This is a genomic window from Rhodococcus sp. BH5, assembly GCF_027583855.1.
Taxonomy (GTDB): Bacteria; Actinomycetota; Actinomycetes; order Mycobacteriales; family Mycobacteriaceae; genus Rhodococcus_F; species Rhodococcus_F qingshengii.
In genome coordinates, this window is the sequence record NZ_JAJHVW010000027.1 from 1 (window position 1) to 19862 (window position 19862).

General features: G+C 61.3%; 21 protein-coding genes. 10 read left to right on the forward strand and 11 right to left on the reverse strand.

The genetic code is table 11. The annotated features are described in order from the left end of the window. Positions 1-759, forward strand: a 759-nt coding sequence (locus tag RhoBH5_RS30900; RefSeq protein ID WP_270009387.1) for an HNH endonuclease signature motif containing protein, incomplete at its 5' end; no start/stop codon positions are given. A gap of 99 nt (positions 760-858) precedes the next feature. Beyond that, positions 859-1407 (forward strand): SMI1/KNR4 family protein, encoded by a 549-nt coding sequence (locus RhoBH5_RS30905; protein ID WP_233272385.1) that lies wholly within the window; start codon positions 859-861, stop codon positions 1405-1407. A 13-nt stretch (positions 1408-1420) separates the two neighbouring features. Here RhoBH5_RS30905 and RhoBH5_RS30910 read toward each other — a convergent pair whose 3' ends face one another. Next, complete coding sequence (locus RhoBH5_RS30910; RefSeq protein WP_058226913.1) at positions 1421-2302, reverse strand: DUF4190 domain-containing protein; 882 nt, start codon at positions 2300-2302, stop codon at positions 1421-1423. A 175-nt stretch (positions 2303-2477) separates the two neighbouring features. Here RhoBH5_RS30910 and RhoBH5_RS30915 point away from each other — a divergent pair, with 175 nt between their 5' ends. The 3 genes from RhoBH5_RS30915 (at position 2478) to RhoBH5_RS30925 (ending at position 5306) form a co-directional block, all read left to right on the forward strand. Then, positions 2478-3182: a TetR/AcrR family transcriptional regulator gene (locus tag RhoBH5_RS30915; RefSeq protein WP_270009388.1), complete on the forward strand. Its 705-nt coding sequence runs from the start codon at positions 2478-2480 to the stop codon at positions 3180-3182. Continuing rightward, on the forward strand, positions 3179-3916 hold the full coding sequence (locus RhoBH5_RS30920) for an SDR family oxidoreductase (protein ID WP_270009389.1): 738 nt from the start codon (positions 3179-3181) through the stop codon (positions 3914-3916). The genes RhoBH5_RS30915 and RhoBH5_RS30920 overlap by 4 nt, the downstream gene beginning before the upstream one ends. 82 nt (positions 3917-3998) lie before the next feature. Further along, positions 3999-5306: a serine hydrolase domain-containing protein gene (locus tag RhoBH5_RS30925; protein WP_270009390.1), complete on the forward strand. Its 1308-nt coding sequence runs from the start codon at positions 3999-4001 to the stop codon at positions 5304-5306. A 19-nt stretch (positions 5307-5325) separates the two neighbouring features. Here the strand turns inward: RhoBH5_RS30925 and RhoBH5_RS30930 are convergent, their stop codons facing one another. The 3 genes from RhoBH5_RS30930 to RhoBH5_RS30940 all read right to left on the reverse strand — a co-directional run bounded on the left by RhoBH5_RS30930 (position 5326) and on the right by RhoBH5_RS30940 (position 7655). Next, positions 5326-6162, reverse strand: coding sequence for a DUF1206 domain-containing protein (locus RhoBH5_RS30930; RefSeq protein WP_003943056.1), 837 nt, complete (start codon positions 6160-6162; stop codon positions 5326-5328). Between the two features lie 61 nt (positions 6163-6223). After that, entirely contained in the window at positions 6224-6625 is a 402-nt protein-coding gene (locus RhoBH5_RS30935; RefSeq protein WP_020971062.1) for a hypothetical protein, read from the reverse strand. Positions 6626-6683: 58 nt separating this feature from the next. Then, complete coding sequence (locus RhoBH5_RS30940) at positions 6684-7655, reverse strand: serine/threonine dehydratase (protein ID WP_037126245.1); 972 nt, start codon at positions 7653-7655, stop codon at positions 6684-6686. A 167-nt stretch (positions 7656-7822) separates the two neighbouring features. On the opposite strand from RhoBH5_RS30940, the gene RhoBH5_RS30945 reads away from it, so the two are divergent. Continuing rightward, positions 7823-8461, forward strand: a complete 639-nt coding sequence (locus tag RhoBH5_RS30945) for an NAD(P)-dependent oxidoreductase (protein WP_030536013.1) — start codon at positions 7823-7825, stop codon at positions 8459-8461. Positions 8462-8493: 32 nt separating this feature from the next. Further along, a complete protein-coding gene (locus tag RhoBH5_RS30950) occupies positions 8494-9411 on the forward strand; it encodes a nuclear transport factor 2 family protein (RefSeq protein WP_225320166.1) in 918 nt (305 codons plus the stop codon). Between the two features lie 36 nt (positions 9412-9447). Here RhoBH5_RS30950 and RhoBH5_RS30955 read toward each other — a convergent pair whose 3' ends face one another. The 4 genes from RhoBH5_RS30955 to RhoBH5_RS30970 form a co-directional block, all read right to left on the reverse strand. Next, positions 9448-10614 (reverse strand): alkane 1-monooxygenase, encoded by a 1167-nt coding sequence (locus RhoBH5_RS30955; RefSeq protein ID WP_030536015.1) that lies wholly within the window; start codon positions 10612-10614, stop codon positions 9448-9450. Between the two features lie 420 nt (positions 10615-11034). Further along, positions 11035-12018 (reverse strand): ABC transporter substrate-binding protein, encoded by a 984-nt coding sequence (locus tag RhoBH5_RS30960; protein WP_030536016.1) that lies wholly within the window; start codon positions 12016-12018, stop codon positions 11035-11037. Positions 12019-12112: 94 nt separating this feature from the next. Further along, positions 12113-12970 (reverse strand): helix-turn-helix transcriptional regulator, encoded by an 858-nt coding sequence (locus RhoBH5_RS30965; protein WP_050655982.1) that lies wholly within the window; start codon positions 12968-12970, stop codon positions 12113-12115. Continuing rightward, on the reverse strand, positions 12967-13911 hold the full coding sequence (locus RhoBH5_RS30970) for a D-cysteine desulfhydrase family protein (RefSeq protein ID WP_054187490.1): 945 nt from the start codon (positions 13909-13911) through the stop codon (positions 12967-12969). Before RhoBH5_RS30970 ends, RhoBH5_RS30965 begins: the two co-directional genes overlap by 4 nt. Positions 13912-13967: 56 nt before the next feature. On the opposite strand from RhoBH5_RS30970, the gene RhoBH5_RS30975 reads away from it, so the two are divergent. Further along, positions 13968-14654 carry a dienelactone hydrolase family protein gene (locus RhoBH5_RS30975; RefSeq protein ID WP_019745675.1) on the forward strand — a complete coding sequence of 229 codons (687 nt, stop codon included), beginning with the start codon at positions 13968-13970 and terminating at the stop codon, positions 14652-14654. Between the two features lie 13 nt (positions 14655-14667). On the opposite strand, the gene RhoBH5_RS30980 is transcribed toward RhoBH5_RS30975, so the two are convergent. Genes RhoBH5_RS30980 through kynB form a run of 3 tightly spaced genes read right to left on the reverse strand, consistent with a single transcriptional unit; the run spans position 14668 to position 18132 of the window. After that, positions 14668-16101, reverse strand: coding sequence for an amino acid permease (locus RhoBH5_RS30980; protein WP_003943087.1), 1434 nt, complete (start codon positions 16099-16101; stop codon positions 14668-14670). Between the two features lie 52 nt (positions 16102-16153). After that, positions 16154-17419: a kynureninase gene (kynU, locus tag RhoBH5_RS30985; RefSeq protein ID WP_054187491.1), complete on the reverse strand. Its 1266-nt coding sequence runs from the start codon at positions 17417-17419 to the stop codon at positions 16154-16156. Beyond that, the gene (gene kynB, locus RhoBH5_RS30990) at positions 17416-18132 is read right to left on the reverse strand and encodes an arylformamidase (RefSeq protein ID WP_054187492.1); all 717 of its coding nucleotides are present in this window, start codon (positions 18130-18132) and stop codon (positions 17416-17418) included. The genes kynU and kynB overlap by 4 nt, the downstream gene beginning before the upstream one ends. Before the next feature lie 137 nt (positions 18133-18269). Between kynB and RhoBH5_RS30995 the strand changes: the two genes are divergently transcribed. Together RhoBH5_RS30995 and RhoBH5_RS31000 are read left to right on the forward strand one after the other, a co-directional pair. Further along, positions 18270-18761, forward strand: coding sequence for an Lrp/AsnC family transcriptional regulator (locus tag RhoBH5_RS30995; protein WP_007730865.1), 492 nt, complete (start codon positions 18270-18272; stop codon positions 18759-18761). 82 nt (positions 18762-18843) lie between these two features. Then, positions 18844-19818, forward strand: a complete 975-nt coding sequence (locus RhoBH5_RS31000; protein WP_270009391.1) for a phosphotransferase enzyme family protein — start codon at positions 18844-18846, stop codon at positions 19816-19818. Positions 19819-19862 lie beyond the last annotated feature (44 nt).

Consider the following 19862-nt stretch of genomic DNA (forward strand, 5'->3'; position numbering starts at 1 on the left):
GGAGTGACCGGCGAAATGCTTCTCTCCGCCCTCTCCAACCTCTCCATGCCCACCCCCGCCGAAGACGGCACACCCGACAAACGACCCGCCGCCACACGCAACGCAGACGCCATGGCAGAACTCGTCCGGCGCTACCTCGACAACGCTGCCACCGGCATCGACGGCGGCCAACGCCCACACCTGAACGTGCACATCAACGCCAAAGACCTGGCCTACCACCGTGAATGCGCCACAACGAGTGATGGCTCAACACCTGTCCCCTCCGAGGACGACGATCCCGGCATGCTCGATCTCGACTTTCACGATCTCGACAAACAAGATCTCGATGTCGGCCACATGCCCTGGATGGGTCCACTGAGCGTCGGCCGCACCCGCATGATCGCCTGTGACTGCATGCTGTCCAGCGTCCTCCTCGACGGAAACGGTGCCCCACTCGATGTCACCCCACTCAAAAGGCTTGTCACCGCGGCACAACGCACCGCCCTGATCGCCCGAGACAAAGGGTGCGCCTTCCCCGGCTGCGACTGCGTCCCCGCCTGGACCGACGCCCACCACATCCAACACTGGGCCAAAGGAGGACCAACCGTCATGGACAACCTGGTCCTACTCTGCCGAACCCACCACACCCTGATGCACCGAAAACCCGGATTCACCGGCAAATGGGAAATCCGAATGGGCACCGATCACCTGCCCTGGTTCATCCCACCAACGGGCATCGACCCCGACCGGAAACCCCGCCGCTCCACCACACGACTCTGAACCCGGAGGTCACCGAGCAAACGCCTCGGTGACCCATTCCGGCGTGCTTCGATAGCCGGAAAGGGCGGCACGGTATCCCCTATTGCTAGCGTTGAGGGTGTGTTTGCACAGGGAACCAACGCGCTGACGGTAGACGGCCGACCGACGCTCGCGCATATCGATTTTGCCCTTATGGATTCCTATCGATTTCCCGACCGGCAGGGCTTCCCCGATTCATATCGCGCATTCATCAGGCACGCAGGTTGGGCGCGGACCTTCGGACTCTGGCTCATCTATCCGCCCGTCCTTCCCGGATTTGCCGACGGCTGGCAAGGGCGCGCCCGCAACCTCACCGCCCATCTTCATTCGGTCTACAGAGAAGGACAGGATGACGAGTTCGATTGGATGATCGAACCCGACGGCGATTGGTCACTCCCCGACTCGCTGCAGGTTTTCGGATGGAGCGAAAACGGTGACGCCCTCCTGTGGGACACAGCATCACGCGACACCGACGGAGAGTTTCCGGTTTGGGAATCACGCTCGTTCAACTCTCTCCACCGCCTCGGCGGGAGCATCCACGAAGCACTACCGTCCATTCGCACCCGGGCTATGGACCTGTTCGGACCTCGCACCTCCGACATCGAGCCACTCCAGCCCACCCAACTCTGACGCGCGACCCAAATTATCGATAGGCCGCGGACACAGCCACGAATACGAAACCTACGACGACGACCAGGGACAGATAGCCGAGAACGAGTCCGGCCACTGCCAATCCGCGCCCACTTTCGCCGGAACGGCGAATCTGGTTCAACGACACATACCCCACTGGAATAGCAAGAACTCCACCGAAGATTCCAAGTACAAGTGCGACGATGGCCAAGGCATTCGTGCCGACCGCTGGCCGCGCTGGATAGCGCGCTGCAAGTTGATCTGCGAGTACCGGAATCCCGTCCGATGTGAAGCCCACTTGTGCAAAAACGGGTTGGCCATCGGCGGTGTAGCCGACCACCCCAGGGAGCGGTGCCGCCACCTGCCTGACAGGCCCGAACGTCGAACGAAGGCTCCTCCCTAACAGCAGCGCCGCGGCCATATACAGCAACAGCCCCGCCACAGATCCGGCTATCCAGGCTCCACGAAACGCCGGCCCGTCGACGTCGAGGATCCTCCCCGCCGCCCTCACACCGGATCCTGCTGCACCGACCGCGATACTCAAATTCACTGCGCCAGGAATAACGGCAAGCATGGCAATGGCACCGACACCAAGCGACAATGCCGGGCCACCGCGTCGCCGCCACGCCAACGAACTCATCAGCGCTGCAAACAAAGTCACAGCGGTGCCCAGAAGCCCAGTCACAAATCCGACAACGACTCCCGTCTCGAAGTCCCCACCTAGATGACGAGCAACCCACTGTGCCCAGGCCCGCGCGAATGGCGGCCCGAGCGTCAGCGAGACAACGACCGTTGCAACCGCAGCGCACGCCACGACACTGATGACCCGCAGAATCCACCCCAGATAACCGGAATGCGAATTATTCTGCGCAACAGTAGTTTCCGAATCGATCACCAGGATTCCTTCATTCAGAGTGTGAGAACAGAACGGCTCTAGCTGTCACTCCACACAGAACCGTGGCCGGACCGGCTCACTCATCTGATCAAGTTCTGGCGCCTGTGTCTGTAGTTCGTTCGCACGACCCAACCGGCGATAGCAACGATTACATATTTGTGTTAGCGTTGTTTCCATGGGTTCGAGAGCAAAGATTCTGGCCGCGGCAACCGAGCTGCTCAACACCTCCCCCAACGGCGACATATCCACCCGCGCCGTGTGCGAGATGGCCGGCGTCGGCGCCCCCGCGCTCTACCGTCAGTTCGGCGACAAGGACGGACTGCTCGCAGCCGTCGTCGAGGCGGGCTTCTTCGAATACCTCGAAGGCAAACGGGCTGCGACACCTTCCGATGACCCCGTCGCCGATCTGCGGGCCGGCTGGGATGCGCACACCGCCTTCGCGCTCGCGCATCCCGCTCACTACCGCTTGATGCACTCACCTTCCGCCCAGAGCGCCGACACCGCCCTGCAGGCTCAGGCGCTACTTCGATCCGTTCTCCAACGATGCGCTGCGGCAGGTGTTCTGACCGTATCGGTCGACGTGGCTACGCAGATGGTGATGTCCGCGAATGCGGGCGTCGCTCTGATGCTCGTCGTCAGGCCGGAACAGTACCCCGATCCGACGCTGTCACAGCGAGTTCGCGACGGAATCTTCGCGTCCATCATCGACGAATCCGGCGCCCACCCGGAAACCTCACTCAACAGAGTTGCATCTACTCTCGACGCCCAACTGGCCGCTGCAGATTCAACTTCTCTCTCCGCCAACGAAGTCGGCCTACTACGAGAGTGGCTTCGCAAGCTGTCCGATGCAACCGAAACCAGTTCAGGAGTTACATCATGACTGACACCACCACCCGCGTCGCCATCGTCACCGGAGCGTCCGGCGGCATCGGGCGAGCGACTGCCGAGAAGCTCGCCGCCGACGGAATGGCTGTCGCCGTGCACTATTCAGGAAAAATTCAACGCGCCCAGGAAACAGCTGACGCCATCGTCGCTGCGGGCGGTCGCGCCATCGCGGTGCATGCGGACGTCGCCGACGAAGGTGAAGTCGCCACACTGTTCGATACGGTCGAGGAGGAGTTCGGGGGCATCGACGTCGTCGTTCACGCAGCCGGAATCATGATCCTCTCCACCGTCGCAGAACTGAACTTCGACGATTTCGATCGGATGCATCGGACCAACGTCCGAGGGACCTTCGTGGTCGACCAGCAGGCAGCCAGACGTGTCCGGCGCGGTGGTGCGATCATCAATTTCTCCACCTCCGTGAAGAAGCTGGCTTTTCCGACTTATGCCGCGTACGCCGCCACCAAAGGTGCTGTCGACGCGATCACTCTGGTTCTCGCGAAAGAGCTACGGGGACGCGATATCACGGTCAACGCCGTAGCCCCAGGCCCCACGGCCACCGATCTGTTCCTTGACGGGAAAGACGAAGCTACAGTGGAGAACCTGTCCAAGCTGGCTCCCCTGGAACGCCTCGGCACACCGATGGACATCGCGGAGGCTGTCGCATTTCTCGCCGGCCCAGCTCGTTGGGTCAATGGCCAGGTCATCTACGTCAACGGCGGCGTGATCTAGCGAAACCATCGCCTAAGGACCACACCTTGGCAATTCCGACAAAACAGTCAAACCAGTCGACTTTGGTTGTAATGTGCAAACAATGGATAACCAGGATCGAGGGTCCGCCCGGACGTCACGACGACAGTTCATCAGCGTTGCAGGGCTGGCGGCAACCGCGGTCATAACCCTCGCGACCTCCTCGACCGCCGGCGCCGCCGGCCCCACGGCACCCAATCCAGGTTCGCGGGTCGGCGATCCTGCTGAAGCCCAAGCGGTGCAACGCGTCGCAGAGACACTGCTGAACAGCGGCGTTCCCGGCCTTGCCTTCGCTATCGTCAAACCGGATGAGAAGAACCGCAAGGCGAGTGTCACCACTACGTACCACTACGGCCAGGCCGACGTCGAAAACGGCGTGAGAGTCACTCCACGAACGCAATTCGAGATCGCCTCGGAGACCAAGACCTTCACCGCTGCACTACTGGCGAAACTGATCTCTCGGGGAGAAGTCGGATTGGACGACCTGGCGAGCAAGTATTCGGATGGCAACCCGCTGCCGAAAGGCATCGGCGGCGAGGAGATCACGCTTCGCCAACTGGTCACCCACCGTTCCGGCCTGAGCGACGACCCGCCCAATCTTTCGGCGGGGTGTGCCGATCCCACACGATCGTGCACGGACGAGAAGGCGAAGTACACCAGAAATATGCTCTGGAAAGGACTCCAAGACGCCGGCGCCTTGGAGTTCGCCCCCGGTAGCCACTGGCTGTACTCGGACTTCGGGTTCGGACTGCTCGGCACACTCATGGCCGACAAAATCATTCCGGGACAAGAGAAGCCACCATTCGCGGCGGCAGTCGCCCGCGAAATCACCGACCCGCTCGGGATGATGGGTACCGTGATCGAGACCAAAGCAACCGACCTTGCCGTTCCGTACCACCTCGACGGCACACGAGCGCCTCTGTGGAACAACACGGGTGCGATCGCAGGAGGGGGTGGGCTGGTCAGCACCGCCGAGGACATGTCGATTTGGGCTGCAACAACTCTCGGCTACGGAAACAACCCGCTCAAACCAGTCCTGACCTCGATGCTCGAGCAGATCGACACGCAAGCTCCGGAGAATCCTGCATTCGGAATGGGAATGGCGTGGCAGCTCCAACCCCCGACGCCGAACTTCCCACAACGGTTCGCCGAGAAAAACGGAGACAGCTCGGGATCCAACTGCATCACCCTGCTGGTTCCCGACAGCGGCTGGTCGATCACGATTCTGGCGAACGGTGGAAATGCGGCGATGATCGACCCTGCAGCCGTGAACCTGATGCATGATCTGGTTCCGAGACTACCCATATTCGGTAGCTCGACGGGAAGTTCGTCGGGCAGCGACGTCGGCTTCCAGACCGGGTCATTCGGATAGGCCCACTTGCCTACAGGCGCTACATCTTCGTCGAGCGCGCCATCACGAAGCAGTAGAGCCCGTAGGTGATGATGCCCAATCCGGCAAGGATCAGCAGCGCCACTCCGTACGGCTGCGCGCCCAGCGTCTTGAACGCTCCGTCGAGTCCGGAGGACTTGCCGGGTTCGGAACTGTTGACCGCAAGAAGAACCAGAATGCCGACTGCAGCGATGGCCAAGCCCTTGGCGACGTACCCGACGGTTCCGAGTCGGCGCACGAAGTTGCTGGGTGTGCCTTTCAGATCATCGAGGAAGTTCTGGCTCGCGCCCTTGTACACGTGGTACACACCAACAGCGATGATCGCGATCCCGCCGATCACCAATGCGATAGTTCCAAGCGTGTTCTCCATCAAACGCGCCGTGATCCCCGCACTCTGACCGCTGCTGGACTTCCCGCTACCGCGGGCGAATCCGAATGCAGTGAACGCAAAACCGAAATAGACGAGCGAAATGCCCAGAGCCTTTGCGCGGTTGAAGAACTCTTTCTTCTTGTCGTCAGAGGACGGCGACGACGAGCTTCCCAACGCAGCTTCGGCCAATCTCCACAACGCCATGGCAAGGAAGGCCACGACGCCGACCCACAGAGCGAAGACACCCCCTGGCTTTCCTGCCAACTCGGCCATCGCACCCGATTGGTCCGCAGACCCGGATCCACCGAGAGCAAGGCGGATCGCGATATATCCGATCAGCAGATGAACCACACCGCTGACGACGAATCCGGCACGGGCAAAGCGCTCGAAGACATTGTTCTGTGCGACGTCAGCCGCCGTGGACGCGACGCTCTTCTGGTCGTGCGGTGACGATTCTTTATTCATCATGATCGTCGAACCATATACGGGCAGACGCTTCCCTCGAACGCCTGCATCAAGTGTTTCGAGATCAAGGGTTTCGAGGGTTCTGATCCGGCGTCGACCGCGGTTCTTCGGGGTTGGGAACCTTGGGGTCGATCGTGTCTGCATGATCTCGTTGCTGGTTCAGTTCCTCGCGAGAACTCGTCGCCTCTTTCCGATGCTGCGCTGCATGATGTTGCAGCGCAGACGCTTCCGCCGCTTTGGCGTCGGCCTCTGCCTGCACCATGCGCGCTTTGGCTGCTGTCTCTTCTGCCCGCGCCTCGCGCTCGCCTACTTGCAGTGACTTGTCTGCGACGTCTTCGCGGATCTGTTCTGCCTCGATGTGACGACGCTCGTCACGCCTGTTTCGCGCCACCCACAGGAGTGCGGCCACGATCGCTATCACCACGACCACGGCAACAATTATCCAGATAATGCTGCTGGTACTCATACTGCGAGAGGTACCCACCTGCGACTTTCTCACACGCAGGCAAACAAATACGCTGAAATTACAGGTCGGTCGGATGTGTGTTGGCTCCGCATAAAACCACGCACAGTTCACCGTCGGACGGCGGCGACACCGTTCCGTTCAGAACCGGAGCCAATGCTGCTGCGGTTCCCAACTCCACCAGAATCCGGAACTCCCGCCACAGGAATGCCCGCGCCTGTCGGATCGAATCATCTTCGACCACAACACTGTCTACCGAACTCTCATGCAGTGTCTCCCAGGCGATGGCACCAATTCGTGTAGCCCCCAACGAGTCTCCGGCGATACTGTTTACTTCGATATCCACCGGACGCCCCGCATCGAGCGAGGTGTGCAAGGTGGCAGCTCCGGTCGGCTCGACGGCTACCACGTGATCTTCGGGACGAGCCGCCGCGACGATTCCAGAGACCAATCCGCCGCCGCCGACTGCAACGCAATACGTGATCGGTCCGGATGCGTCGTCTTCGAGCTCGAGAGCGATGGTGCCGGCCCCACTGACGATGTCGGGCAGGTCGTAGGCATGCAGTTCGAGCGCACCGCTGGTGCGTGCGATGTCCGCCGCAGCGGCAGCAGCGAGTGCATACCGGTCGCCTACCTTGTGAACGGTTGCACCCAACTCTCCGAGAGCCTTCACCTTGGCATCAGGCGCTGTCTCCGGCACCACCACTGTGCAGGTGAGTCCTCGTCGCCGCGCTGCCCACGCGGCCCCGATTGCAGCGTTGCCGCCAGACGCGATCACCACGCCGGCATCGGGCATGGTGCCGTCGGCGACCGCTCGTTCCACTGCATTGAGACTGCCGCGCACTTTGAAGGAACCGCCGTGCTGGAGGTACTCGAGCTTGAACAGAACCGGTACCTCACCCTGTGGCGTCGGTAGCGCAGTGCGAAAGATCGGAGTACGCCGCGCCAGTCCCGCGATACGAGTCCGCGCAGCTTCGACGTCCGAGCGCTCGATTGCCACTGGACCTGCATTGTTGTCGGCGGTGAGAGTCATGTACCAACCCTACGGTTCGCAACGTCGACCCGAAGCAGTCGGCCCATCGTCATCATGATGTCTGTTTTTCACCAAGGAATGCCCGCATCTGACCGAGACAATGCACCTCGGGGTGAATAAATTTACTACTACAAGCACAACGACGACATCAAGGAAAGGCACACCCCATGTCGAAGATCGCAGTATTCGGTGGAAACGGTTTTGCAGGAAGCGCAATCGCGAAAGAAGCCGCTTCACGCGGCCACGAGGTAACCGTCGTCGCTCGCAGCGCGCAGTCCGGAACCGACACGAATGTCGTGCAGGGTTCTGTTCACGACAACACGATCGTGGAGCAGATCACGGCAGACAACGACGTCGTTGTCGTTGCCATCCCCGCTCGCGAGATCGACGGCAAGCGCCTGCTCGACGCCGTCACTCCCCTCGCAGATGCCGCCGCACGCAACGGTGCTCGCATTGCCGTAGTCGGTGGCGCCGGCAGCCTGTTGGTCTCCGAGGGTGGGCCACGCGTCGTCGACACCCCCGACTTCCCGGACGCATACAAGGGTGAGGCACTCGCTCACGCCGACGTCCTCGATGCGCTCCGCGCGACCGACAGCAATGTCGACTGGTTCTACGTGAGCCCGGCCGCTGCGTTCGGTGCCCATGCCGGCGTCGCCCCGAAGGGATCGTTCCAGTTGGGTGGCGACATTCTCCTGACGGACGCCGAGGGCAACTCCGCCATCGCGGGCGAAGACTACGCACACGCTTTTGTCGACGAGATCGAGACTCCGGCCCACCGTCGCCAGCGTTTCACCGTCGCACACTGAATATGAGCAACCTTCGTAGGCGCGCAGCCTGGATGACTGTTCCCGCTGCCGCCGCACTCCTGCTCACCGCGTGCTCCAACGACGCGGAATCCGCAACGCCCAGCAGTTCTACGACGTCCACGAGCGTTGTTGCCGAACAGGGCGATCAACTCGAATCCAACAAGACCGTCGTCACGGACTTCTACGAACTGGCGTTCAACGGCCGTCAGGTTCAGCAAGCCGCCGACCGGTACCTTGGCGACGTCTACATCCAGCACAACCCCACCGCCGCCGATGGGGCAGCCGGATTTGTCAGCGGCATAGGCGGTTACGTCGAGGCCACACCCGGATTGCATGCCGAGATCACTCGCGTTTTCGCCGAGGGCGATCTGGTTGCCCTCCAGTCCCACACCACGTCTGCACCCGGCGACCGCGGCCAGGCGGTATTCGACATCTTCCGCGTCGACAACGGCAAGATCGTCGAACACTGGGATGCCATTCAAGACGTGCCGGAAACGTCCGCGAATCCGAACACGATGTTCGACGGACCCACCTCGTCGCCGTCCAAGTCGTCAGAAGTCTTGGAGCGCAACACGGCCAACGCGTTGACGTTCCTGCAGCTCGCCTTCAACGAAGGCAAAGCCGCCGAGGCTGCCGACCAGCTGGTCGGTCCGACCTACACGCAGCACAACCCCTCGTTCGCTGACGGCAAGGACGCATTTGTCACCGCACTGGCCGGGATCGAACCCGTTACCGAAGACAAGGCCACCAAGTTTCCACGGACGGTAGCCGAGGGCGACTTCGTCTTTGTTCAGACCTTCGCTTCGTCCGGTGAGGGAACGGCCGGCAGCGGCTCGATGGACATCTTCCGATTCGACGAGAACGGCAAAATCGTCGAGCATTGGGACGCCGTCCAGGACTACCCGTCGACGACTGCAAGCGGCAACACCGTGTGGGACGACGGTCGCTGAGACGGCAACTCCGAACAGTTCAGAGAGGGATGCGGATCAGCCGACGTTGATTCGTTCTGTGTCGCCGTCGTAGTAGTCCAACAATCTCTGATCCATCACCCGGCGCCACAGCGGTGGAATCCACGCGATCACGATCATCACTGCGTAGCCGGCCGGAAGTTGCGGCGCTTCGGCCGCGCTACGCAGACTTTGGTACCGCAGCTTCGGGTTGGCGTGGTGATCGCTGTGCCGCTGCAGTTGGTAGAGAAACAGATTGCTCACGACGTGATCGCTGTTCCAACTGTCAGCGGGGCTGCAGCGAACGTACGAGCCGTCGGCACGCTTGCCACGCAGCAGGCCGTAATGCTCGAGGTAGTTCGCGGCTTCGAGGAAGGTGAATCCGGCAACTGCCTGCAGCAGGAGCCAGGGCGCGACCTCCCAACCGAAGATACCGATCAGCGTCGCGAAGAGGACAACACTCATCGCCCAAGCGTTGAGAATATTGTTCTCGAAGCTCCAGGTTCGTTTGCCTTTCCTCTGGAGTCGAGCGCTCTCGATGCGCCATGCCGAACGCAGCCCGCCGAACACACTTCGTGGCAAGAACCTCCAGAAGCTCTCACCGAACCGTGAGCTGGCCGGGTCCTGCGGAGTAGCTACACGCACATGGTGGCCGAAATTGTGTTCCACGTAGAAGTGCCCGTAGAGAGATTGCGCAAGCGCCACTTTCGCGAGCCACTGTTCGATCTTCTCGCTCTTGTGGCCGAGCTCGTGGGCCGCGTTGATACCGACGCCGGCGACGACGCCCACCGTGAACGACATCGCGATCTTCTCCGCGATTCCCATCGGAGCGTTGATCCAGCACCAGCAGGCGAAGACCAGACCGGCGTATTGCAAGGGGAGGAACGCGTAAGTGCACCAGCGGTAGTAGCGGTCCTTCTGCAGTCGTGGGATCGCATCGTCCGGCGGACTTTCGCCGTCTTCACCGGCCAGCATGTCGATGATCGGGATGACGATGACCAGTAGCCACGCGCCGGTCGCCCAGAACAATCCGAGACGAAGGTTGTCGACGAGAAACCAGGAGATGAACGGGCTGAGTGGAATCAGCAATCCGAGCGGCCACAGGTACCTCTTGCGGTCGCGCCAGCGCGGATTTTCGCCGGACGGCGAGTCGGTGTTCTGGACAGCGTTCGATTCGGTACGCCGTGCGTCGGAAGTCGCTGTCATTCGCCGATCTCGCCTTTCGTCCCCTCGAACGATTCGCCCCACGCACCGTTCACGCTCAGCAAACCAGAACTAATGCCCGGACGGGTATGGTCCCGAAATCCAGAGCGCCCTGCTCGAAAGACGGCACGAGCGCTTGTACTCACCAGAAACTCCCCCGCACATCACTGCTCACCCCGACAGTAGATACGGACAAAATACCCCACGGATCTGCGGGGATGGCGACCACCTCCGCACGTCGCCGAGGATCGATGATCCCTGCCAAGGCAAGGTCGAACCGCGTCGCCCTCGTCGAAGTAACGGTAACCGGCAGTGACAGAAATCATAAGCAGAGGACAGGATTTCCGCTCGTAGTGGCGACCAAAAAGACTGCGCGCCCTCAACTGGTCAGTTGCGGGCACGCAGTGAAAAGGTGAGCAAGCGTCAGAGCGTTGCAAACACCTTCGTTTTCACTTCGTTCAGCCAACCGTTCGCGGTCACGAAGTCTGTGACGCTCGACTGCAATCCGAAGACGTGCCCGGCCTGCGCCGCCGGCAGCCTCGTGAAGAGGTTGTCGTCGAGGACCGCCTGAACCGCCGCACTGGTCGACCCGTCCGCGTTCAGCGGATACAGCACGACCGTCACGCCGTTCAGGATGTCGGCCAACTGCTCCATCGGATAGGACGCGTATCCGGCATCGGTGTAATTGGTCGGAACACCGGGCCCGTACGCCAATCCGAGTTCGTTGACCACCAAATTGCCGATCGCACCGGTGGGCTGCTGAACCGAGAAAGCGCCGGGCGCGTCTCCGAGTGAAATGTGAATCCACTTGTTGGTCGCGATCACGTCGGCGTACTCGCCACGGACACGTTCGAGATTCTCTTCGTAAGCAGTCCGCGTCGACTCGAGCACGTCGGTCTTGCCAATTGCCTCAGCAAGCTCGGTGGTGATCTTCTTCCAGTCGCCTCGGCTCTCTCCCTTGACGATGACGGTGGGTGCAATGCCGGACAGACGGTCGAACGCCGCTTGGTCCACCTCGTCGGCGTCGCCGACAATGATGTCGGGATCCGCCGCAGCGATCGCTTCGAAGTTCATTTCCCCGAAAGGCCCGATGGTCGGGAGCCCGTCGACGAAGGCCTGCTGCTCCGGCGTGAATTCACTGATCCACTTGCCGTAGTCCTGCACAGCAGCCGGTTTCACTCCGAGAGACATGAGCTGCCAAGGAGTGTCGTACGACGCGGCGACGACGCGCTCAGGTGAAACCGGCACCTCGATGTCCCCGTACGCCGACGCGACGGTCCGGACGTCCGTCTGCTCGGAGTCGGCCGACGACGAGGAACAGCCGGTCACCACCATCGCACCTACGACGGCAACCGCCGCCGCTGCGATGACTCTGGAACCGAAAGAAAATGATCGAATTGCGCGCACGCAGAACTCCTACAGGGTGATTGTTTAGCCAACCCTAAGTTCATTCTGCGGCACGGCACAAGTCCGATCGAGGCACTTAGAGTCGCTGTTCGGACTAGTCCTGTAGCCAATCGGTCATTGGCGCGCGCGGATGATCGATCAGGCTTGCAAACTCCCCCGGCGTCACGCCCATCGTTCGACGAAAAGCCGCACCGAACGCGCTTTCGGAACGAAAACCCGTCTTCCGCGCCACAAACGAGATGCTTCGACCGAGTGCCAGAAGTTGCATCGCATGATGAGCCCGCAGTCGCATACGCCATTCCGAGAAGGTCAATCCGGTTTCGGCCGGAAACCGTCGTGTGAGAGTCCTCGTACTGACCTTCGCGTCGGTGGCCCACTCCTCGACCGATCGGGTGTCGGCCGGGCTGGCGACCAACTGATCTGCGATCTGCCGAAGCCACGGCGTCGTCGGCAGCGGCACATCGAAAATCAGTCGCGGAACGGGTTCGACGAGGTCGATGGCAAACGCCTCGGCTCGTCGACGAGCCGCGTCGGTCAAGTCGTCTCGGGTGAGGTGATCGAGTACTTGTTCGAGCAGCGGAGGGGTGGACAAGGCCACCACACGATCCAACCCGGTCACATCGGATGCCACCAACCACGTGCACGACAATTCTGTGCCGCTGCGCGCTGTCACCTCGTGGGGAACAAAGGACGGGATCCACAGACTGACTCCGCTCGGCACCGTGTACACAGTCTCCGGAGTACGGACCTCGAGAACACCGTCGATCGCCCACAGCAATTCGTGATCGCTGTGGCGGTGCATCTCCCAGGTGTAGTCGGAATCGACGGCCAGCCGATTGGTCGCCAACCGCAAGTACCCGTCGGCACTGACGCGCAGCGGTCGAACGACGCGTTGCCACTCGGACAGTTCGTCGAGCGGACTGCTGAGCGGGTAGTCGATCTGCTCGCTCACCGCAGCGTCGACAGTTCGGGATGTCCGAACAGGCCAGGCAACCCACCGGTGTGCAGGAAGACCGTTTTTGATCCCGCCGTGATGGCTTCGTCCTTCACGAGTTGGATCAATCCCGCAAAGGCTCGGCCGGTGTACGTCGGGTCGAGGAAGATGCCCTCAGTACGAGCCAAACATCGGATCGCGCCGGCTGATGCTTCCGTGAGCGTCGAATATCCTTGTCCAACTTGGTTTCGCAGGATCTGAAGATCTGCGGCTCGCGCGGTCGGACCAGGCATCTCGTCCAACAACCCAGCGACAGTCGACACCGGGTCGGCAACAGCCCCGACGTCGACGCCCACAACTCTGTCGACGCCCAGATGCGCGACAAGGCCTGCCATCGTTCCACCCGATCCGAGTGCAACCACGACGCGATCGACGCCGGCGAGTTGCTGTTCGATCTCGCGTGCGCAGTCCACGTATCCCTGCGCAGCCACCGCGCTGGTACCACCGAAGGGAATGACAAAAGGTACACCGCCCGAGTCCGCGACGGCCTGCACCGCGGCGTCGAGCGCGGATGCCGTGTCCCCACCGGCCCAGACGATCTCAGCGCCCGCGAGTGCATCCAGAACGAGATTTCCCTGCGCGGATTCCGGCTCGGCACCACCGAGCACCAGCACACAACGCAATCCCAAACGGGCTGCTGCCGACGCAGTCAAGCGAGCGTGATTGCTTTGCGGTGCACCGGTAGTGATCAGAGTCGTCGCGCCGACGGCCAAAGCCTGAGCGCAGGTGTACTGCAGCTTTCGGATCTTGTTGCCGCCGCCGCCCAGGCCGGTGACGTCGTCACGTTTGATCCACAGATCTTCCGGCCCCAATCCGAGTGCCTGCGCGCAACGCGCCAGAGGTTCGACGGGCGTCGGCCAACTGCCCAAGCTGATCGGCGGAACGGCGGAACTCAACATTTGACGAGTCTAGTTCGACCGTGCACCTACAGGCTGGGCTCGCATACAGTCGGGACATGGGAACTTTCACGACGACCACACGTGATGTACCGCTGACCGTCAGCCGACCGGATTCGCCGAGTGAACCGAGACATGCGGTAGTAGTTCTCCAAGAAGCGTGGGGCGTGAACCAACACATCGAGAGCATCCTCGAACGCCTCGCCGATGCCGGCTACCTTGCCGTCGCCCCGCATCTCTACCACCGCGGCGCACAGACCTCCTTCACCGACTTCCCGTCCGCGAAGGATGCGCTCATGGCACTCGACAGCACAAGCATCGGCCACGACGTACGTGCCGCCGTCGACTACAGCCGATCCGAGGGAGCAGACAAAGTCGGCTCCCTCGGATTCTGCATGGGCGGCACCGCATCCCTGTGGTGTGCCGCCGTACCCCTCGTCGATTCCGCTGTCACGTACTACGGTGGCGGCGTTGCAGAAGCCCGATGGGATGGGATTGCCGCAGGCACCGAACTTGCAGCGCAACTGCAGGTCCCGTGGCTCGGTCACTACGGCGACCTCGATCCGAGTATCCCGCCGGAGAGCGTCGAGCAATTGCGCGCAACCGCGTCCGATCTCGCCCGGGTGTACCGCTATGCCGACGCCGGCCACGCGTTCAACAACGACACTTCGACCAGCCACTACGCCCCGGATTCTGCTGCCCTCGCCTGGACCCGCACTATGGAGTTTTTCGCCGAAACCCTGTGATTGCCAATGTAAGTCAGGGAACCCGCTTGACCACCGTGCCGGTGATCTCGTCCTGAACCTGTTCAGCCGTTACCGCTCGACTCTGCGCCCGACGTGATCGGGTGAAGTAGTAGATGCCGATCACGGCAAGAACAAACGGCACCCCGAACACCAAGGTCATCTTGAAATCCTCGACCCACAATGTCGTGACGAGGATCGCGACCATGAGGACACCACCCAGTATCGTCCCCACCGGGAAGAACGGAATCGTGAACGAGAGGGTTCGTCCTTCGCTCGCCATCCGCTTGCGAAAGAACCAGTGCGTCACGAAGATCAGCAGCCACGTCGCCATCGCCCCGAACATCGACAGCGAGATCATCAAGGTGAATGCCTGCTCGGGAAAGAGCACGTAGACGATGGTTGCGACGGCGATACCCGACGTCGACAGCAGCAAGGCATTGACCGGTGAGCCGTTGGCCCTGACCTTGCCGAGAATGGCCGGCGCGTCACCAGCACGGGAGAGCGAGAACATCATTCGCGAAGACACGTACAGCTGACTGTTCATCGCGGACAGCGCGGCGATGATCACCACGAAGTTCAGCACACTGTCTGCGCCCGGAATCTTCACAACCTGCATCACCGTGACGAAGGGACTTCCGCCGCTCAAGATCTTGTCCATCGGAGCGATTGCCAGAATCAGGGCAAGCGTTGCGATGTAGAAGACGAACAGTCGGACGATCGTCACACGGAACGCCTTCTTCACCGCCACCGCGGGGTTTTCCGCCTCACCGGCTGCAATGGCGATCATCTCGATGCTCAAGTAGCTGAAGATCGATACGATCACGGCAAACCACATGCCGGACAAACCATTCGGGAAGAATCCGCCACCGGCCGTGTAGTTGTGAAATCCGTAGTCCGGGTTCCCGCTACCGAACACTACGTACGCTGCCATCACGATGAACGCCACGATCGCGAAGACCTTGATCGTCGAGAACCAGTACTCCATCGTTCCGAAGGCCTTGACGTTGAACATGTTCACGCCGATCAGCACTCCGGAGAACAACACGATCCACAGCCATGACGGTACGTCGGCGAACCAGAACTGCATATACTCACCGATTGCGGTGACCTCGGTACCGACCGCGAGGACGATGCACGACCAGTAGAGATAGCGAACGAGGAAGCCGATCAACGGTCCGACGTAGAACTCTGCGTACGCACCGAACGAACCTGATGTCGCATGTGCAACAGTCATTTCGGCGAGGGCACCCATCAGCAGGAGGGCGATCAACCCGCCGATCGCGTAACTGATGATGACGCTCGGGCCGGCAAAGCCGATGGCGAACTTACTGCCGAGGAAGAGTCCGGTGCCGATTGCACCGCCGAGCGCGATCATGCTCATCTGCTTGGGGCCGAGTTCGCGTTTGAGACCTGATTCTCGCTGCTGAATGTTTTTGAAATCACTCATGAAAGCTCCTTGCGAAAGGCGGTACCTCCCGGTCCGCGGAAACTTGGAAGAATCAGGTGACTGCGTCGCGCTCGCGGAATTCGGGGCGATCCCAGGACTTGTTCTCGAGGATGTCTCGCAACACGTCGACGGCGTTCCACACGTCGGCGTATCCGAGATAGAGCGGAGTGATACCGAACCTCAGCACTCCTGGTTCGCGGTAGTCGCCGATGACGCCCCGCGCGATGAGAGCCTTCATGATGGAATAGCCCTCGGGATGAACAAAACTCACGTGCGATCCACGACTCTCGTGTTCGCGCGGCGTGATCAACTCCAAACCGTAAGCAGCGCAACGCTCCTCGACGAGGCTGATGAAGAGATCGGCCAGCGCGAGCGACTTGCTGCGGATGTCGGCCATGTCAGCTTTGAGCATGACGTCGAGACCACACTCGACGAGTGACAACGACGTGATGGGTTGAGTACCACTCAGAAACCGTCGTATTCCTGCGCCGGGTTCGTAGGCCGACTCCATCGCAAATGGTCGCGCGTGCCCCCACCACCCGGACAGCGGCTGGATTCCGGTGTTCTGATGGCGACGGTTGACCCAGATGAATGCAGGTGAACCCGGACCACCGTTGAGGTACTTGTACGTACACCCCACCGCGAAGTCGGCGTCGGCACCGCTCAGATCGACAGTGACGGCGCCGGCCGAGTGTGCGAGATCCCAGATCATGAGGGCGCCACGTTCCTGCACTGCTGCAGTGACTTCCGTCATCGCATACAGGTTTCCGGTGCGGTAGTTGACGTGCGACAACATCACTACGGCGGTGTCCGGTCCTACTGCTTCGGTGAGGTCGCCCGGTTGGTCGATCAGGCGTAGTTCGTATCCCTGATCGAGCAGCGAGATGATGCCCTCCGCAATGTAGAGGTCAGTGGGGAAATTGTCGCGCTCGGAGACGATCACCTTCCGGCTGGGATCCTGTGCAGCCGCGATGGACAGCGCGGAGGCCAATGCCTTGAACAGGTTGATCGACGTCGAATCCGTTACTACCACTTCGCCTTCACCTGCTCCCAGCAACGGGGCAAGTTTGTCACCGAGGCGGACCGGGAGGTCGAACCATCCAGCCTCGTTCCAACTGCGAACCAAGCCGTTGCCCCACTCGTCGCCGATCACTCTCGCGGCGCATTCCTGCGCGGCAATGGGACGCGCGCCGAGCGAGTTTCCGTCGAAGTAGAGAACGCCCTCCGGAATCGCGAACTCGCGGCGGAACTCCCTCAGGGGATCCACTGCGTCGGCCTTGACGCAGTCTTCCAACGAAAGTGTGGTTGTCGATGTCATGACGATTCTTCTCCTGCATGTGTCGGCGTTGAGGGTGATGAAGGCAGAGTCCGGAGCACGGCGCGTACCGGGCTGGCATCGAGGTCGAGGAACTTCAGCGGCAGTGCGATCAACTCGTAGTAGCCTTCGTCGACGTCGTCGAGGCAAAGTCCTTCGAGGATCGCGACGCTACGATCGCTTGCCGCGTGGTGCCCGTCCATGGTCTTGCTGTCCATCGGATCGAACGAGGCGCCGTCGATTCCGATCAGAACTCCACCGCGGTCGGCGAACCAGTGGGTCAGCTCCGGAGATACACCGGCGAAGTCGTTGTCCCACTTGCGTGGGTACTTCGGGTACGTCCTCAGAATCAGCCGTTGCGGCAGATGTCCGCCGAGTCGCTCCACCGTCTCTTCGACGGGCCTGATGCAGGCGGCACCGTCGACCCCCGTCATGTCGACCACCAGTGCTTCGCCGAGATAGGGCTCGAGGGGAACGGAACCAATGGTCGCGCCGTCGATGCGAGTGTGCGCCGGCGCATCGGCGTGAGCACCGATATGCGGAGTGGTGGTGATTCGGTTGATGGTGACGGCGTCACTGCCGCCGAGGTCGGACGTGACAGCGCGGGTGAAGGCGGTATCGCCTGGCCACACGGGCGTCGATTCGGAGATCGGCGGGCTGATGTCGATCAACCGCGCCCTCCAGTCGCCCGTGTGGCGGCCGATCCTCGGAAACATCCAGACCCCTTCGTCGCAACAGTCGACTGTGTCGATCTCGACCGTTTGATAATTCGATGTGTTTGGCAAAAGCTAGGATCATCGACGGGCGCGGTCAATAGATGCTGAATATTTTCGCGACGGCAGGGAGAAATCGGATGATAAATGCGATCGAACGGGCAGCTGCCGCAGCTCGGCCGAATCATGTTCGGCTCGACGACGTCGATACAGCGATTCTCCGCGAACTCGTCCGGGATGCACGCATCCCCAACAACGCACTCGCCGAGAAGGTCGGGATAGCGCCGTCGACCGCTCTGGCGCGGATGCGTGCGCTACGCGAATCGGGCGTCATCAAGGGGTTTCACGCAGACATAGACCTCGAGCTACTCGGCCTCGAGATCTCGGCGATGGTGTCGATTCTGATTCACTCCCACGCCAGGAGCCGGATGACGGAAATTGCCGAGCACCTGAGCGGATTGGATTCCGTTCAGCGAGTGTTCCTGATGAGTGGGGACCGTGATCTCCTGGTACACGTGTCGTGTGAATCCCCCACTCGGCTTCGCGATTTCGTCAGCGCGCACCTCAACGATCCGGCCATCGCCAATACCCAGACCAACCTGATCTTCAGCGAACTGAGTCAAGGCGGATGAACTGCAGCTGTCGCCAAGGCGTCTTCGGGTGCTTCCGAGATCGACACCTCGATTCGAACTTCCCCCACTAGAGTCGAACGGCATGTTGCCACTCGGGTTGTCCATGCTCTGGGAGTCGGTGGAGTCGGAAGCCGCTCTGAAGCAGCGATTCGGATTCAACAGCTTCGGCGCAGCCACCCATTGGGTCTCGGCGGTACTCGAGCAGACTTGGGGATTGACGGCCCTCGAGTGCTCGCGAATGGCGATCAGTGACCAGAACGCGATTGTGTGGGTTGCGAGCGACCGAGGTGGGCTGGTGGTGAAGTGGTCGCGCGACACAGAGCGCTTCGCGAACCTGGAGGCGTCGACGCGCCTGCTGAGCGCACTCGCCGCGCAGGGCGTGCCCGTTCCGTCACCAATCACGTCCCTGAACGGATTGGACCGGGAAACACTGCTGGACCGGGAAACACTGGAAGGGCCTTCGTGCGCAGTGTCATTCACCGTACTGCCGGAGTTGGCGGGAGATTGGTTGGACGTGCAGGACCGCGTGGCGGTCCGTTCGGCAGGAGCATGTCTGGCAGAAATACACCGAACGCTCGGCGCCACCCATGTCGACGGATCGGTTTTCTCGTCGCGCAGCACCGGGTTGAAGGAGCGCATCGGTGGTTGGCTCGAGAATTTCGACCGCGGGTTCGCGCCTGAGGCAACGCGTAGGCTCGTGGGCCTCCTGGCGCGTGCGTCCGAGCTCGATGACCAAACTCAACTGGTACACAACGACTTCCGTGCAGCCAACATCTTGACTCGAAACTCTCGGACCACCGGAGTACTCGACTTCGACGACGTGGTGATCGAGCACCGGGTGAGCGACCTGGCCAAGGCAAGCGTCTATCTGGGCACCCTGTTCACCGATTGGCGACCGACACCGATCGCGGTACGGCAGAGCCTGCGCGCCGGCTACGAATCCGTCCGTCCCCTCAGCCGATCCGAGACAGAATGGTTCGAGATCCTCGAACTGTGGCACGGCCTGATGGCAATCCCGGGTGAGAACGACACCGCCGGTTGGGCATCAGCGTTGTGACAAAAGTGGGGACGCCGGTACCGGCGTCCCCACTTCGCTTCTGA